The sequence below is a fragment of the Streptomyces sp. NPDC054770 genome (assembly GCF_053611985.1).
The window spans coordinates 1-14,184 of record NZ_JBSHBL010000083.1; the positions used below are offsets into that span (position 1 = coordinate 1).

The 14,184-nt window shown below is 70.3% G+C and carries 15 protein-coding genes; 6 read left to right on the forward strand and 9 right to left on the reverse strand.

The genetic code is table 11. The annotated features are described in order from the left end of the window. Positions 1–686: phosphoenolpyruvate carboxylase (locus ACWGKQ_RS42920; protein WP_453297481.1), on the reverse strand; the 686-nt coding region annotated here is incomplete at its 3' end. Between the two features lie 308 nt (positions 687–994). Here ACWGKQ_RS42920 and ACWGKQ_RS42925 point away from each other — a divergent pair. Both ACWGKQ_RS42925 and ACWGKQ_RS42930 read left to right on the forward strand, forming a co-directional pair. After that, entirely contained in the window at positions 995–2,005 is a 1,011-nt protein-coding gene (locus tag ACWGKQ_RS42925) for an acyl-CoA desaturase (protein WP_453297482.1), read from the forward strand. Beyond that, positions 2,002–2,676, forward strand: coding sequence for a TetR family transcriptional regulator (locus tag ACWGKQ_RS42930; RefSeq protein ID WP_453297483.1), 675 nt, complete (start codon positions 2,002–2,004; stop codon positions 2,674–2,676). Before ACWGKQ_RS42925 ends, ACWGKQ_RS42930 begins: the two co-directional genes overlap by 4 nt. A 28-nt stretch (positions 2,677–2,704) precedes the next feature. Here ACWGKQ_RS42930 and ACWGKQ_RS42935 read toward each other — a convergent pair whose 3' ends face one another. Both ACWGKQ_RS42935 and ACWGKQ_RS42940 read right to left on the reverse strand, forming a co-directional pair. Next, positions 2,705–3,070, reverse strand: a complete 366-nt coding sequence (locus ACWGKQ_RS42935) for a VOC family protein (RefSeq protein WP_453297484.1) — start codon at positions 3,068–3,070, stop codon at positions 2,705–2,707. Then, on the reverse strand, positions 3,070–3,882 hold the full coding sequence (locus ACWGKQ_RS42940) for a trans-aconitate 2-methyltransferase (protein ID WP_453297485.1): 813 nt from the start codon (positions 3,880–3,882) through the stop codon (positions 3,070–3,072). Before ACWGKQ_RS42940 ends, ACWGKQ_RS42935 begins: the two co-directional genes overlap by 1 nt. Before the next feature lie 89 nt (positions 3,883–3,971). Between ACWGKQ_RS42940 and tamR the strand changes: the two genes are divergently transcribed. Then, positions 3,972–4,469, forward strand: a complete 498-nt coding sequence (gene tamR / locus ACWGKQ_RS42945; RefSeq protein WP_453297486.1) for a MarR family transcriptional regulator TamR — start codon at positions 3,972–3,974, stop codon at positions 4,467–4,469. Positions 4,470–4,601: 132 nt separating this feature from the next. Here the strand turns inward: tamR and ACWGKQ_RS42950 are convergent, their stop codons facing one another. Then, the gene (locus tag ACWGKQ_RS42950; protein ID WP_453297487.1) at positions 4,602–5,375 is read right to left on the reverse strand and encodes a LuxR C-terminal-related transcriptional regulator; all 774 of its coding nucleotides are present in this window, start codon (positions 5,373–5,375) and stop codon (positions 4,602–4,604) included. A gap of 261 nt (positions 5,376–5,636) precedes the next feature. Between ACWGKQ_RS42950 and ACWGKQ_RS42955 the strand changes: the two genes are divergently transcribed. After that, the gene (locus ACWGKQ_RS42955; protein WP_453297516.1) at positions 5,637–6,095 is read left to right on the forward strand and encodes a GNAT family N-acetyltransferase; all 459 of its coding nucleotides are present in this window, start codon (positions 5,637–5,639) and stop codon (positions 6,093–6,095) included. A gap of 3 nt (positions 6,096–6,098) precedes the next feature. On the opposite strand, the gene galK is transcribed toward ACWGKQ_RS42955, so the two are convergent. The 3 genes from galK to galT are packed head-to-tail and all read right to left on the reverse strand — an operon-like array spanning position 6,099 to position 9,283. Next, the gene (galK, locus tag ACWGKQ_RS42960; protein ID WP_453297488.1) at positions 6,099–7,256 is read right to left on the reverse strand and encodes a galactokinase; all 1,158 of its coding nucleotides are present in this window, start codon (positions 7,254–7,256) and stop codon (positions 6,099–6,101) included. After that, positions 7,257–8,225 (reverse strand): UDP-glucose 4-epimerase GalE, encoded by a 969-nt coding sequence (galE, locus tag ACWGKQ_RS42965; RefSeq protein WP_453297489.1) that lies wholly within the window; start codon positions 8,223–8,225, stop codon positions 7,257–7,259. It abuts the gene before it with no gap. Then, entirely contained in the window at positions 8,225–9,283 is a 1,059-nt protein-coding gene (galT, locus tag ACWGKQ_RS42970; protein WP_453297490.1) for a galactose-1-phosphate uridylyltransferase, read from the reverse strand. The genes galE and galT overlap by 1 nt, the downstream gene beginning before the upstream one ends. A 125-nt stretch (positions 9,284–9,408) precedes the next feature. On the opposite strand from galT, the gene ACWGKQ_RS42975 reads away from it, so the two are divergent. Further along, positions 9,409–11,133 carry a sodium:solute symporter family protein gene (locus ACWGKQ_RS42975; RefSeq protein ID WP_453297491.1) on the forward strand — a complete coding sequence of 575 codons (1,725 nt, stop codon included), beginning with the start codon at positions 9,409–9,411 and terminating at the stop codon, positions 11,131–11,133. Between the two features lie 28 nt (positions 11,134–11,161). After that, on the forward strand, positions 11,162–11,491 hold the full coding sequence (locus ACWGKQ_RS42980; RefSeq protein ID WP_453297492.1) for a hypothetical protein: 330 nt from the start codon (positions 11,162–11,164) through the stop codon (positions 11,489–11,491). A gap of 78 nt (positions 11,492–11,569) precedes the next feature. On the opposite strand, the gene ACWGKQ_RS42985 is transcribed toward ACWGKQ_RS42980, so the two are convergent. Together ACWGKQ_RS42985 and ACWGKQ_RS42990 are read right to left on the reverse strand one after the other, a co-directional pair. Continuing rightward, positions 11,570–12,262, reverse strand: a complete 693-nt coding sequence (locus tag ACWGKQ_RS42985) for a helix-turn-helix transcriptional regulator (RefSeq protein ID WP_351488141.1) — start codon at positions 12,260–12,262, stop codon at positions 11,570–11,572. A gap of 203 nt (positions 12,263–12,465) precedes the next feature. Beyond that, positions 12,466–14,169, reverse strand: a complete 1,704-nt coding sequence (locus tag ACWGKQ_RS42990) for an outer membrane protein assembly factor BamB family protein (protein ID WP_453297493.1) — start codon at positions 14,167–14,169, stop codon at positions 12,466–12,468. Positions 14,170–14,184 lie beyond the last annotated feature (15 nt).

A 14,184-nucleotide genomic window follows, 5' to 3' on the forward strand; every position in this document is an offset into this window, starting at 1 on the left:
AGCTTCACCCCGACCCGCTCCAGCTCGGCCGTCAGGTCCTCCAGGACGTCGCCGACCGCGTCGGCGTGGAGTTCGTCGAGGTAGTAGATGGCGTTGCGGGCCTCGTCGGCGGGCTCGGGGCGGACGACGCGGAGTTCGTCGGTCTGCCACACCAGGTCGATGTTCTCGGCGAGGCGGGTGTCGGTGCGGCGGCGGTCGGACTCGATGACCGGGGTGTCCAGGAGCGCGGCGATGCGCCGGAGCTTGTTGAGGACGGAACGGCGCGCGGCCTCGGTGGGGTGTGCCGTGAACACCGGGCGGACGTTGAGGTTCTGCACGGTCTGGCGCAGGTGCTCGGGGTCGGCGTCCTTGAGCCGGTCGGCGGTGCGGGCCAGCAGACCGCCCTCGGCGGCCCGGCGGGCGCGCAGCTCGCGGCCGCGGTGCACCTGCTCGGTGACGTTGGCGAGGTGGAAGTAGGTGGAGAAGGCGCGGACCAGCTTGGCGGCGGTCTCCAGTTCGGTGCCGCGCAGCAGGTCGGCGGCGGCCTCGCCGTCCTCGCGGGTCAGGCGGCGGACCTTCTCGACGAGGTCCAGCAGCTCGGGGCCCTCCTGGCGGACGAGGGTCTCGCCGAGGAGGTCACCCAGCCGGCGGATGTCGGCGCGCAGCTCACTGCTGGTCGTGGTGGTCTGGTCGTCGGCACTGCTCACAGGTGCGGCTCCTTGCAGTGTTGAAGCTCGTCTGGAGGGAACCCGTCCGTCAGCCGGGCGGCAGGCGGTGCCTGTCCGCATACGGGCCGGACATCCGGGAAGGAAACAGAGCGGACCGCGCTGTCCGACCGATTCCAAGGATAGGTGTCCATGAGGACGCGCAGGCTCTGGGGCTCTTGCCGCGAGACGCCTCGCTGCCATACTTACGTCGCCGTAGGTTACGGAACCGTAGGGAAGACCCTCTATCGTCCCGTCCGGTCGCCGCGGATCGGCATCTCTCTCAACCCTCGACCCCACAGGGGACGCGCATGACCTCGTCTAGTTCCGATGTGATCGAAGACGCCCAGAAGCCGGCCGACTCCGCTCTTGTGTCCGCCACTCTGGGCGGCGAGAAGAAGGGCTCGATCGAGCAGCTCACCCTGCTGCTGTTCATCGTGGTGCCCTTCCTCGCGCTGCTGGCGGCGGTGCCGCTGGCGTGGGGCTGGGGCGTGAGCTGGCTCGACCTGGGCCTGCTGGTGTTCTTCTACTACCTGGGCTGTCACGGCGTGACCATCGGTTACCACCGTTATTTCACCCACGGCTCGTTCAAGGCGAAGCGGCCCCTGCGGATCGCGCTGGCGGTCGCCGGCTCGATGGCGGTGGAGGGCCCGCTGGTGCGCTGGGTGGCCGACCACCGCAAGCACCACAAGTTCTCCGACGCGGAGGGCGACCCGCACTCGCCCTGGCGGTACGGCGAGACCGTACCGGCGCTGGTCAAGGGCCTGTGGTGGGCGCACATCGCCTGGATGTTCGACGAGGAGCAGACCTCGCAGGAGAAGTACGCGCCGGACCTGATCAAGGACCCGGCGATCCGGGCGGTCTCCCGGCAGTTCGTCTTCTGGACGATGCTGTCGCTGGCGCTGCCGCCGCTGATCGGCGGTCTGGTGACGATGTCCTGGTGGGGCGCGTTCACCGCGTTCTTCTGGGGTTCACTCGTCCGGGTGGCGCTGCTGCACCATGTGACGTGGTCGATCAACTCGATCTGCCACGCGGTGGGCAAGCGGCCGTTCAAGTCGCGGGACCGGTCGGGCAACGTGTGGTGGCTGGCGGTGCTGTCCTGCGGCGAGTCCTGGCACAACCTGCACCACGCCGACCCGACCTCGGCGCGGCACGGGGTGGAGCGCGGACAGCTGGACTCGTCGGCGCGGATCATTCGCTGGTGCGAGCAGCTGGGCTGGGCGTACGACGTGCGCTGGCCGTCACGCTCGCGTATCGATTCGCGCCGTAACACCGGGGAAGGCGGCTCTCGACAAGGGGCGGAGGCCGCGAAGGCGGCATGATTGACGCCGTGGCGACCGACTCCAGCACCCCCAGTCCCGACAAGCAGCGGCGGGCGCGTCGCACCCGTATGACCGGGGCGGAGCGCCGCCAGCAGCTGTTGGAGATCGGTCGCACCCTCTTCGCGGCTAAGGGTTTCGAGGGCACCTCGGTCGAGGAGATCGCGGCGAAGGCCGGGGTCTCCAAGCCGGTGGTGTACGAGCACTTCGGCGGCAAGGAGGGGCTGTACGCGGTCGTGGTGGACCGCGAGATGCGGCGCCTGCTGGACATGGTGACCAGCTCCCTCACCGCCGGCCACCCCCGCGAACTGTGCGAACAGGCGGCCTTCGCCCTCCTCGACTACATCGAGGAGTACACCGACGGCTTCCGGATCCTGGTCCGGGACTCCCCCATCCCGCAGTCGACGGGTTCCTTCGCCTCGCTCATCTCGGACATCGCCACCCAGGTGGAGGACATCCTGGGCCGCGAGTTCAAGAGCCGCGGCTTCGACCCCAAGCTGGCCCCGCTGTACGCGCAGGCGCTGGTGGGCATGGTCGCGCTGACCGGCCAGTGGTGGCTGGACGTGCGCCGCCCGAAGAAGGCGGAGGTCGCCGCCCACCTGGTGAACCTGGCCTGGCACGGCCTGGACGGCCTGGAGGCGAAGCCGCACCTGATAGGGCGCCGCAAGGCCTAGGCCCCCTCACGCCCCCTGAACGCCCCCCTCACGCCCCGTCGGGCTCCAGGAACTCCAGGCGGTTGCCGACGGGGTCCTCGGAGTAGCAGCGGCGGTGGCCCGGGAGGTCGTCGTCCCAGGTGACGGGGGCGCCGTGGGCGGCGAGCCGGGCGGCGAGGGCGTCGATGCCCGTGACGCGCAGGCCTGGGTGGGCCTTCTTCGCCGGGCGGAAGTCTCTGTCGATGCCCAGGTGCAGCCGGACGCTGCCGGCCTCGAACCAGCAGCCGCCGCGCGCCGCGAGTGCGGGCGGCTTGGGCACCTCCGTCATGCCGAGGACATCCCCGTAGTACGCCCGCAGCGCGTCCTCGGAGCCGGGCGGGGCGGCGAGCTGGACATGGTCGAGGCCGGCGAGCATCAGCCCTCCTTGCGGGCGACGGCGAACAGGCGGCGGAACGGCAGGACCGTGCCGTACGGGGCGCTCGGGTAGGCCTCCCGCAGCAGCTCGCGGTACTCGGCGACGAAGGCGTCCCGGGCCTCCGGGTCGTCGCCGAGGACGGTGAGGGCGGGGCGCAGTCCGGTGCCCTTGACCCAGTCCAGGACGGGGTCCTCGCCTTCCAGGACATGCAGGTAGGTGGTCTCCCAGACGTCGGTGGCGCAGCCGAGCCGGGCCAGCCGGTCGAGGTAGACGGCGGGCGGGTGGACGGAGTCCTCGTGGCGCAGGACGTCGGCGAGCCGGGCCTTCCAGCGGGGCGTGGCGGCGAGCTCGCGCATCAGGGCGTGCAGCGGGGCGTCGATGTTGTTCGGCACCTGGAAGGCGAAGCTGCCGCCGGGAACGAGCGCGTCGAGCCAGCCGGCGAAGCGGTCGAGGTGGCCGGGGACCCACTGGAACGCCGCGTTCGACACGATCAGGTCGTACGACCGTTCGGGCACCCAGGTGCGCAGGTCGGCGTGGGCGAAGTCGAGGCGGCCGCCGCCGGAGGTGGGGCCGGCGTGGTCGACCTGGGCCTTGTCGAGCATCGCGGTCGAGTTGTCGTAGCCGGTGATGTGCGCGGTGGGCCAGCGGTCGGCGAGGACCGCGGTGACGTTGCCGGGGCCGCAGCCGAGGTCGGCGACGGCCGGGGGTTCGCCGGGGAGGGCGGGGACGCGGGCCAGGAGGTCGGTGAAGGCGCGGGCGCGGTGGCCGGAGTGACGGAGGTACTGGGCGGGGTCCCAGGCAGGAGTGGTCATGTCCTCCACCTTCCCCGGGGAGATATCTTGATGTCAAGAGACTCGACATCAAGAGACTTCATGTCGACACAACCACTACACTGATCGCCATGGAGGACGAGGTCGATCGGCTGGTCGCTGCGTGGCGCCGGGAGCGCCCGGACCTCGACGTGGAACCGCTCGAGGTGCTCAGCCGGGTGAGCCGGCTGGCGCGGCACCTGGACCGGGCACGTCGGCTGGCCTTCGCCGAGCACAGCCTGGAGCCCTGGGAGTTCGACGTGCTGACCGCGCTCCGGCGCGCGGGCACGCCCTACCAGCTCTCCCCCGGGCAGTTGCTGACACAGACCCTGGTCACCTCGGGGACGATGACCAACCGGATCGACCGGCTGGCCAAGAAGGGCCTGGTGGAACGGCTGCCGGACCCCAGCGACCGGCGGGGTGTGCTGGTACGTCTGACCACCGAGGGCCAGGACCGCGCGGACCAGGCCCTGGCAGGCCTCCTCGCCCAGGAACGGGCGATCCTCGGCGAACTCTCCCACACCCAGCGAGCCGAACTCGCCGGACTGCTACGCCAGTTGACCGCCCCGTTCGACAACATCCCCGGCTAGGCGCTCCGCTGGAAGTACCGCGGTAGGCCGTCGGTCGGCTGCGGCGCCGTTGTGGCTGGTCGCGCCCACGCGGCGGAGCCGCATATTGATACAGCCCCGCGCCCCTTCGGGGCGCTGCCCGCTTAACCCCGGTCAGGCGCTGCTGCTCTCCTCCGGCATGATCCGCCCGGCGGGCCCCAGGTCCACCGGCCCGACCCCTGCTCGCCGCGCGAGTGCGACCGCGGCCAGGGTGGAGTGGACGCCCAGTTTGCCGAGGACGTTCTGCATGTGGGTGCGGACGGTGTGCGGGGACAGGAAGAGGCGCTCGGCGACTGCCTTGCGCCCCAGGCCCGCCACCATGCACCGGAGCACTTCCCGCTCCCTCGGGGTGAGGGACTCCACCAGGCGTTCACTCTCGGTGCGGTGCTTGCGCGCGGCCGTCAACTCCCGCAGGACGCCGGTCAGCAGCGCGGGCGGCAGATGCGTCTCGTCGCGCAGCACGCCCCGGATGACGCTCAGCAGCCGGGACAGCGAGCAGTCCTTGGCGACCCAGCCGGAGGCACCGGCCTGCAGGGCCAGGGCCGCACGCCGCGGGTCGTCCTTCTCGGCGAGGACGACGATCCGGACGGCGGGCTGGGCCGAGCGGACGCCGGCGACCAGCGATATGCCGTCGACCAGCCCCTCCTCGTTGGCCTCCTGCACCGGCACGGCCGCCCGGCCGCCCGGCAGTTGACCGCCCAGGTCGGCGTCGACGAGCAGCACGTCGTAACGACGGCCCTCGGCCACCGCGCGCTCCAGGCAGCGCAGTGCGGCCGGACCGCTGCCGGCCGCGGACACGTCGACGTCGGGCTCGGCGGCCAGTGCGGCCGCCAAGGACTCGGCGAAGATGCGATGGTCGTCAACGACAAGGACTCGGATGCGAACCACGAAACCCCCTTCCCCAATGCTCTTCACGAGCAGGGGATACCCCAAGGTCCGGAGAACGACGAACCATGCGGACACGACACCCACGGGAGGACGGAGCCGCACGGCCGCCGCCGTGCCTGAACTGCTACCCCCACCGCGGGCGTCGTATCCGACTTGTCTCGCCCCCTGATCAGCACCGGCCCCCACCGGTACTGCTCATCAGAGTACGGCCGGGCGCCGTGAGCGGAAGGCAATTTGCAGAACTGCCCGGCCGACGCGTTTATGGTGTGCCGCATGTTTCGTATTGAGGCGGAAGTCGACAAGGAACGACGCGATCTGCTCCGCGCGCGGCTGCTGGCCACCAACACGGCGGCCTCTCCGGTCCTCGCCGCCCTGCGCGGCACCCCGGCCGAACGCGAAGTACCGCTGCACCTCTGGGCGATGGACGGGGGTTCGGGCGACATGGCCGGCGGCCTGGTCGGGCACAGCTGGACGTCCTGGCTGCACGTCACCTACCTCTGGGTGGACGCCCCGCACCGCGGCTCGGGCCTCGGCGGCCGCCTGCTCGCGGAGGCCGAGCGCATCGCCCGCGAGGACCGCGGCTGCACCGCCGCCCGCCTGGAGACCTGGGACTTCCAGGCGCCGGGGTTCTACCAGAAGCAGGGGTACGACGTGGTGTGCGTGATCCCCGACTATCCGCCGGGGATCACGGAGTACACGCTGACGAAGCGGCTGGGCTGAGCCTCAGCTCTCCTGGCGGGCGCCGGCCGACGGCACCGCCTCGAACGTCCTCGGGGCCTTGAACCCGGCAGCCGCGAAGGCCTCCTCGACCGCCTTGGTGATGGTGTCGACGTCGGCCGCCTCGGCGAGGACGATCGCCGAGCCGCCGAAGCCGCCGCCGGTCATCCGGGCGCCCAGCGCACCGGCCGCGTTCGCCGCCTGAACGACCAGGTCCAGCTCGGGGCAGGAGACCTGGAAGTCGTCACGGAGAGAGGCATGGCCCTCGGTGAGGACGGGCCCGATGGCGCGGGTGTCGCCCGCCTCCAGGAGGGCGACGACGCGTTCGACGCGGTGGTCCTCGGTGACGACATGGCGGACCAGGCGCCGTACCTCCGCCTCGTCGCCGAGGCGTTCGAGCGACGCGTCGAGGTCGGCGTAGGCGATGTCCCGCAGCGCGTCCACGCCGAGCAGGGCCGCGCCCTTCTCGCAGCCGGCCCGGCGCTTGCCGTACTCGCCGCCGCTGTGGGCGTGCTTGACCTGGGTGTCGACGACCAGCAGGCGCATGCCCTCGGCCGCGAGGTCGAAGGGGATCTGCTTCTGCGAGAGGTCGCGGGTGTCCAGGAACAGGGCGTGGCCCTGCTCGCAGCACGCCGACGCGGTCTGGTCCATGATGCCGGTCGGCGCCCCGACGTAGACGTTCTCCGCGCGCTGGCACAGACGGGCCAGCTGCCAGCGCGCCAGGCCCAGTTCGTAGAGGTCGTTGAGCGCGAGGGCGATCACCACCTCCAGGGCCGCGGAGGAGGACAGGCCGGCGCCGGTCGGCACGGTGGAGGCGAGGTGGACGTCCGCGCCGGTGACCGGGTGGCCGGCCTCGCGCAACGCCCAGACCACGCCCGCCGGGTACGCCGTCCACTCCTGGTCGGTGCCGGGTTCCAGGGCGTCGAGGGAGAGTTCGACGATCCCGCCCTCGACGTCCGAGGAGTGCAGCCGCAGCACGCCGTCGGTGCGGCGGGCGACGGCGGCCGTCGCCACGTGCGGCAGCGCGAACGGCATCACGAAGCCGTCGTTGTAGTCGGTGTGCTCACCGATCAGGTTGACCCGGCCCGGCGCCGCCCAGACGCCGTCGGGAGCCGTGCCGTACAGCTCCTCGAAGGCATCTCTGACCTGCTGTGCTGCCCCCACTTACTGCTCCCTTGCTGCGCTGATGGTCCGCGCGAACTCCCAGGCGTCCGCGACGATCCCCGCGAGGTCCGCGCGGGTCGGGTTCCAGCCCAGCTTCTCGCGGGCGGCGGCCGCCGAGGCGACCAGGACCGCCGGGTCGCCGCCCCGGCGCGGGGCCACGACCTCGGGAATCGGGTGGCCGGTGACCTGCCGGACCGTCTCGATGACCTCGCGGACCGAGAAGCCCTCGCCGTTGCCGAGGTTGCAGATCAGGTGCTCACCGGGCTGTGCGGCCGTGAGGGCCAGCAGGTGGGCGTCGGCCAGGTCGGCGACGTGGATGTAGTCGCGGATGCAGGTGCCGTCGGGCGTCGGGTAGTCGTCGCCGAAGACGGAGATGGCCTCGCGCCTGCCCTGGGCGACCTGGAGGACCAGCGGGATCAGGTGCGACTCGGGGTCGTGGCGCTCGCCCTGTGCGCCGTACGCGCCGGCCACGTTGAAGTAGCGCAGGGAGACCGCGCCCAGGCCGTGGGCGGCGGCCTCGCCGGTGATCATGTGGTCGACGGCGAGCTTGGTGGCGCCGTACGGGTTGGTCGGCTGCGTCGGGGCGGTCTCGACGATCGGGACCTGCTCCGGCTCGCCGTAGGTGGCCGCCGTGGAGGAGAAGACCAGCTTGCGGACCCCGGCCTCGCGCATCGCGCCGAGCAGTGCCATGGTGCCGCCGACGTTGTTCTCCCAGTACTTCTCGGGCTTCACGACCGACTCGCCGACCTGGGAGGACGCGGCGAAGTGCAGCACCGCCTCGTAGGAGGAGTCCAGCCACTTGGCGGCGTCGCGGATGTCGCCCTCGACGAAGGCGGCGCCCGCGGGCACGCCCTCACGGAAGCCCGTGGAGAGGTTGTCGAGGACGGTGACCTCGTGGCCCGCCTCCAGCAGGTGCTGGGCGACCACGCTGCCGACGTAACCCGCCCCGCCCGTCACCAGGTACTTCATCAACTCGCTACCTCTCGCAGTCGCTCGGCCGCGCGCTCCGGCGGCACGTCGTTGATGAACACGCTCATGCCTGACTCGGAACCCGCGAGAAACTTCAGCTTGCCGGACGTTCGGCGAATGGTGAAAAGCTCCAGGTGCAGCGCGAAGTCGTCGCGCGTGACACCCTCGAACTCCTCCAGCGTCCCGAACGGCGCCTGGTGCCAGGCGGCGATGTAGGGCGTGGGAGGCTCACCCTCACCGAAGATACGGTCGAAGCGCCTCAAGAGTTCCAGATAAACCTGGGGGAACTCTGAGCGGGCCGCCTCGTCGAGCCCGAGCAGGTCGGGGACGCGGCGCTTCGGGTACAGGTGGACCTCGTAGGGCCAGTGTGCCGCGTACGGCACGAAGGCGACCCAGTGTTCACTCTCAAGGACGACCCGCTCGTCACCGAGTTCACGCTCCAGGACGGCGTCGAACAGGTTCTCGCCGCCGGTCGCCTCCTTGTGAGTCGCGAGTGAGCGCAACATCAGGGCGGTGCGCGGGGTGGTGAAGGGGTAGGCGTAGATCTGGCCGTGCGGGTGACCGAGCGTCACGCCGATCTCCTCGCCACGGTTCTCGAAGCAGAACACCTGCTCGACGGAGGGGAGATGCGACAGCTCCGACGTGCGGTCGGTCCACGCGTCCAGGACCAGACCCGCCTGCTCCTCGGTGAGGCTCGCGAAGGACGCGTCGTGGTCCGAGGTGAAGCAGACCACCTCACAGCGCCCGGAGTCGCCGGCCAGCGAGGGGAAACGGTTCTCGAAGACCACGACGTCGTACGACGAGTCCGGGATCTCGCTCAGCCGGTCGCCCTTGGTCGGGCACAGCGGGCACTGGTCGGCCGGCGGGTGGTAGGTGCGGCCCTGCCGGTGCGAGGCGATGGCCACCTGGTCGCCGAGGAGCGGATCCCTCCGGATCTCGGAGGTGGTGTGCGTCCGCTCCAGCGGACGGCGGTCCACCGCGTCCCGCACGGTGTCGTCGCGCAGGTCGTAGTAGATGAGTTCGCGACCGTCGGCCAGCCGGGTCGAGGTCTTCTTCACTGCGGACTCCCATTGATCGAGCCAGCCAACCATCAAACAGAACCGAACACACCAAAACACAACTCACCACGCCAGTCAACATCGCAATCAATCAAGGTGAGACAACGAAAGTGTTGAATTACTGGGTGCAGAACCCCACAGATGCCCCCGTATCCCCCACACACCTCGCGACGGGCCTCACCACGGACCTCGCGGCGGGACTGCGGCTCCCCACCAACGGCCTGGACTACACGATCCTCGCGATCTACTTCGTCGTCGTCCTGGGCATCGGCCTGGCGGCCCGCCGCTCGGTGAAGACCAGCCTCGACTTCTTCCTCTCCGGACGGTCGCTGCCCGCCTGGATCACCGGTCTCGCGTTCATCTCGGCGAACCTGGCCGCCACCGAGATCCTCGGCATGGCCGCCAACAGCGCGCAGTACGGCGCGTACACCGTGCACTGGTACTGGATCGGCGCCATTCCGGCCATGGTCTTCCTGGGCCTGGTGATGATGCCCTTCTACTACGGCAGCAAGGTGCGCTCGGTCCCCGAGATGCTGCTGCTCCGCTTCGACAGAGCCGCACACCTGCTCAGTTCGATCCTGTTCGCCTTCGCGGCCATCCTGATCGCCGGTGTGAACCTGTACGCCCTGGCGATCGTCGTGGAGGCGCTGCTCGGCTGGCCGCAGTGGGTGGCGATCGTGGTGGCCGGCGCGTTCGTGCTGGCGTACATCACGCTCGGCGGTCTCTCCTCCGCCATCTACAACGAGGTGCTCCAGTTCTTCGTGATCCTGGCCGCCCTCATCCCGCTGTCCGTGCTCGGCCTGAAGAAGGTCGGCGGCTGGGACGGCCTGGTCGACAAGCTCACCGCCACCCACGGCCACAACTTCACGACCGCGTGGGGCGGTACCGGCATCGGCTCCGCCAACCCGCTCGGCGCGAACTGGCTGACCATCGTCGTCGGCCTCGGCTTCGTGCTCTCCTTCGGCTACTGGACGACGAACTTCGCCGAGGTGCAGCGCGCCCTGTCGGCGAAGAACCTCTCGGCCGCGCAGCGCACCCCGCTGATCGCCGCCTACCCGAAGATCTTCATCGTCTTCCTGGTGATGATCCCGGGCCTGGTCGCCGCCGCACTGGTGCCGGGCATCGGCAGGCCCGGCTCGGACCTCCAGTACAACGACGCGATCCCCTACCTGATGTCACAGCTGCTGCCCAACGGCGTGCTCGGCATCGCGGTCACCGGGCTGCTGGCCGCCTTCATGGCCGGCATGGCGGCCAACGTGTCGTCCTTCAACACCGTGTTCACGACGGACATCTGGGCGAAGTACGTGGTCCGCGGCCGCGAGGACGGCTACTACGTGCGCTTCGGACGCCTCATCACGGCGATCGGCGTCTGCGCGTCCATCGGTACGGCGTTCCTGGCGTCCTCGTTCTCGAACATCATGAGCTACCTCCAGACGCTGTTCTCCTTCTTCAACGTGCCGATGTTCGTCGTCTTCATCGTCGGCATGTTCTGGAAGCGGGCCTCGGCGAAATCGGGCTTCTGGGGGCTGCTCGCGGGGACCGTGACCGCGATGGTCAACTACTTCGTCCTCTACAAGAAGGGCATCATCGGCATCCCCTCCGACCAGGGCGCCAACTTCGTCTCCGCGATCGCCGGGTTCGTCGCCGGCGCGGTCGTGATGGTGATCGTCTCCCTGTTCACCGCGCCCAAGCCGGCGGCGGAGCTCGCGGGCCTCGTCTACGGCACGCGCTCGCCCGGCATGGCGGAGGCGGCCGCCGCGGGCGACGACGCGTGGTACCGCCGGCCCGCGCTGCTGGGCTGGGGCGCGGTGATCCTGGCCGCGCTCTGCTATGTGCCGTTCTCGTTCTGACCGCCGTGGCTGGAGAATAGGAGAGACCATGACCGACGACTCCGGGCACTCCGGGTTCCACTACTCCGAGCAGGACGTCCAGCGGGAAGTCACCGAGCTGGAGGGCAAGTCCACGACCGCCGCGCGCATCTTCGATCTGCGGCGGATCATCGGTGGGCTGTTCGTGCTGTACGGGATCATCGTCACGATCACCGGGATCACGGACTCGCAGGCCGAGATCGACAAGGCGCAGGGGATCAACATCAACCTGTGGACGGGGATCGGGATGCTGTTGCTGGGGGTGTTCTTCCTGGTGTGGCTGTGGCTGCGGCCCACCCCGCCTCCGCTTCCTCCTTCGGACGAGAAAGAAGCCGAGTAGGTCGTCCGTTGTCTGCGGGTGCGTGGGGGCCGGTCGCGCCCACGCGGCGGAGCCGCACATCAATACAGCCCCGCGCCCCTAAAGGGGCGCTTCTGTGCCGCCGTTCAGAGGTCCCGCCCGGTCCAGTAGCCCGGTACGCGCGGCCAAGGCTGCCGCCTCCAGCCGCGACCCCACCCCCAGCTTCATCAGCACCCTCTGTACATGCGTACGTGCCGTGCTCGGGGCGATGCCCATGCCTGCCGCGATCAGGCGGGTGTCCTCGCCGTCGGCGACGCGGACCAGGACCTCGACCTCCCTCGGGGTGAGCATCTGGAGGAGGCGCTGGCCCTCGTCGTCGGGCTGGGCGGCCGGGTTGAGGAGTTCGCCGAAGGCGCCCTGGAGCAGGGCGGGTGCCACGGCGGCCTCCCCGGCCCGCGCCTTCATGATCGCGCGCTCGACGCCCTCTATCCGCTCGTCGTGCCGTACGTACCCGGAGGCGCCCGCGGCGAAGGCCGCCGCGATGCCCCGCGGGGACGGCACCGGGCCCAGCACCAGGACGGCGACCTGCGGCCGCTCCCGCTTGATCTTCACCACCGGGTCGAAGATCCCCGGCTCGGCCGGTGTCGCCGTACCCAGCAGGCACACCTCGGGCGCGCGCGTGATCACCAGCTCCGCCGCGCCCGCGGCCGGCGCCGCCGCCGCCAGCACCCGGTGGCCGCGCAGTTTCAGCGCCGAGGCCAGTGCCTCCGCGAGCAACCGGTGGTCGTCGACCACCATGAGCCGCACTCCCATAGAGCAACCCCCCAGTCCCCCCAATGGATGCCCCACTATGGATGCCCACTGGTCCACATGGACAGAGGGCCCCCCGGCACCCCGTCCTTCATGCCCCCGGAAGCTACACGCTTGTTCGACGTTGCGCTGCCCCTACTGATGAGAAGTGCCCCGGATCGGAGGAATCTCTGGGTTTTCTCGTATTCGCGGGTCAGGAGCGCGTATCAGCCACCCGTACCGAAAGCGGTGACCAGGTACTCCTTGGCCGACGACGAGGAACCGGCGGTGTGGGCGTACGCGGCGGACAGGTAGAGGTGCCCCTGGGAGTAGAGGACCTCGGCGTACTGCGGTGACATGGTGGTCTCCACCGCCTTGACCGCGGTGGTCGCCGGGTTCTCCAGCAGCTTGGTCTCCTTGAAGGAACCGCCGTCGATGCTGACGACCTGGGCGCCCTTGTCGTACGGCGCGTTCTTGTAGGCGATCACGTTCGGGCCGTCCATGCGCAGGGGCGTGATCGTGTAGTTGTCCCCGGCGTCGGCACGCTGGCCGGTCTGCTTGCCGGTGGCCAGGTCGAAGGCGACGATCTCGTTGGTCTTCGTGTAGTCCCCGTCGCCGTCGTGCTGCTCGGTCGCCAGGTACAGCCGGTCGTTGCCGACCACCACTCCCGTGCACTTCTCCAGCTCGTAGATGCCGTCGCAGCGAGCCGCGTAGGAACTGCCCGGCGTGGAGATCCGGGTGCGCAGTGCGCCGGTCCTGTTGTCGATGGAGAAGACGTCCGAGAAGCCGCTGCCGTCGCCGGCGCTGTCGTTGACGTCGGCGGCCACCACCAGCGGGTCGGTCGACACGACGCTCGCGTAGTCGATGCCCGAGGCCATCCTGTACTCGGAGAACACCTTGCCGGAGACCGGGTCGAGGGTCTGGATGTGCAGCTGGCCGCTGTCGCCGCTGCCGCACCTGCGGACCGCGACCAGCTTGGCGCCGCCGCCGTAGCCGGCGTCGTAGCAGCTGTCGCCCGGCTTCGGCTGCCAGCGGACCTTGCCGGAGGCGAGGTCGAAGGCGCCGCCGCCGCTGCTGCCGCCGACCGCGACCGTCTGCTGAGCGACCGTCACATTGTCCAAGTTGATCGCGACGTCACCGGACTTGATCGTCTTGGTCCACAGTTTTTTACCGGCGTTCAGGTCGATCGCGGCCACCTGGGTGCAGCCTGCGGTGGAGCCCTTCGCGGGCATCTTCGGCTGGAAGACGACCGCGGTCCGGCCGTCGGCGCTGACGTGCCCGGTGGCACGGCAGACCGGGCCGGGCAGCGGGACCGTCCACAGCTTGGCGCCCGAGTCAGGGTCGTAGCCGGTGATCCGGGCGACGCCGCTCTTCGCGTACACCTTGTCGGTCAGCCAGGAGCCGGCGGTGACGGTGGTGTCGTTCGCCGTGGGCAGCGGGACCTGGAAGAGGATCTTGGAGGTGGTGTCCGCGGGCACCTTCTCGGTGCCCTTGCCGTTCTTGCCGCCGTTCGCGTCCTGACCGCCGGTGCTGCCGCCGCTGGAGCTCGCGGTGTCGTCCTTCTTCTTGGCGTCGCCGCCGGAGGACTTGGCGTACCAGATGCCACCGCCGACGATCAGCGCGATCGCGACGACCGCGGCGACGACGATGAGCAGCGTGGCGTTGTTCCGGCCGGGGCCGGGGGCGGAGCCGGGGGCGCCAGGCTGGCCCGGCCGGCCGCCCGGGTAGCCGTAGCCCGGCTGGGGCGGCTGGTTCGGGTAGCCGTAGCCGGGCTGCTGGGCGTACGGGTTCGGGGGCTGCTGCGGATAGCCGTAGCCCGGCTGGGGGGCCGGGGGCTGCTGCGGGTAGCCGTAGCCCGGCTGGGGCTGGGGTGCGCCGAAACCGGGCTGCTGCGGGGGCTGGTTGGGCGGGGGCGGGGGCGGCTGGGTCATGACGGGGGTACCTCG

Bases quoted from the DNA above. Each gene is read 5' to 3' on its own strand.
- ACWGKQ_RS42925 (WP_453297482.1), top strand. From the start codon at position 995: ATGACCTCGTCTAGTTCCGATGTGATCGAAGACGCCCAGAAGCCGGCC.
- ACWGKQ_RS42930 (WP_453297483.1), top strand. From the start codon at position 2,002: ATGATTGACGCCGTGGCGACCGACTCCAGCACCCCCAGTCCCGACAAG.
- ACWGKQ_RS42935 (WP_453297484.1), bottom strand. From the start codon at position 3,070: ATGCTCGCCGGCCTCGACCATGTCCAGCTCGCCGCCCCGCCCGGCTCC.
- ACWGKQ_RS42940 (WP_453297485.1), bottom strand. From the start codon at position 3,882: ATGACCACTCCTGCCTGGGACCCCGCCCAGTACCTCCGTCACTCCGGC.
- tamR (WP_453297486.1), top strand. From the start codon at position 3,972: ATGGAGGACGAGGTCGATCGGCTGGTCGCTGCGTGGCGCCGGGAGCGC.
- ACWGKQ_RS42955 (WP_453297516.1), top strand. From the start codon at position 5,637: ATGGTGTGCCGCATGTTTCGTATTGAGGCGGAAGTCGACAAGGAACGA.
- galE (WP_453297489.1), bottom strand. From the start codon at position 8,225: ATGAAGTACCTGGTGACGGGCGGGGCGGGTTACGTCGGCAGCGTGGTC.
- ACWGKQ_RS42980 (WP_453297492.1), top strand. From the start codon at position 11,162: ATGACCGACGACTCCGGGCACTCCGGGTTCCACTACTCCGAGCAGGAC.
- ACWGKQ_RS42985 (WP_351488141.1), bottom strand. From the start codon at position 12,262: ATGGGAGTGCGGCTCATGGTGGTCGACGACCACCGGTTGCTCGCGGAG.
- ACWGKQ_RS42990 (WP_453297493.1), bottom strand. From the start codon at position 14,169: ATGACCCAGCCGCCCCCGCCCCCGCCCAACCAGCCCCCGCAGCAGCCC.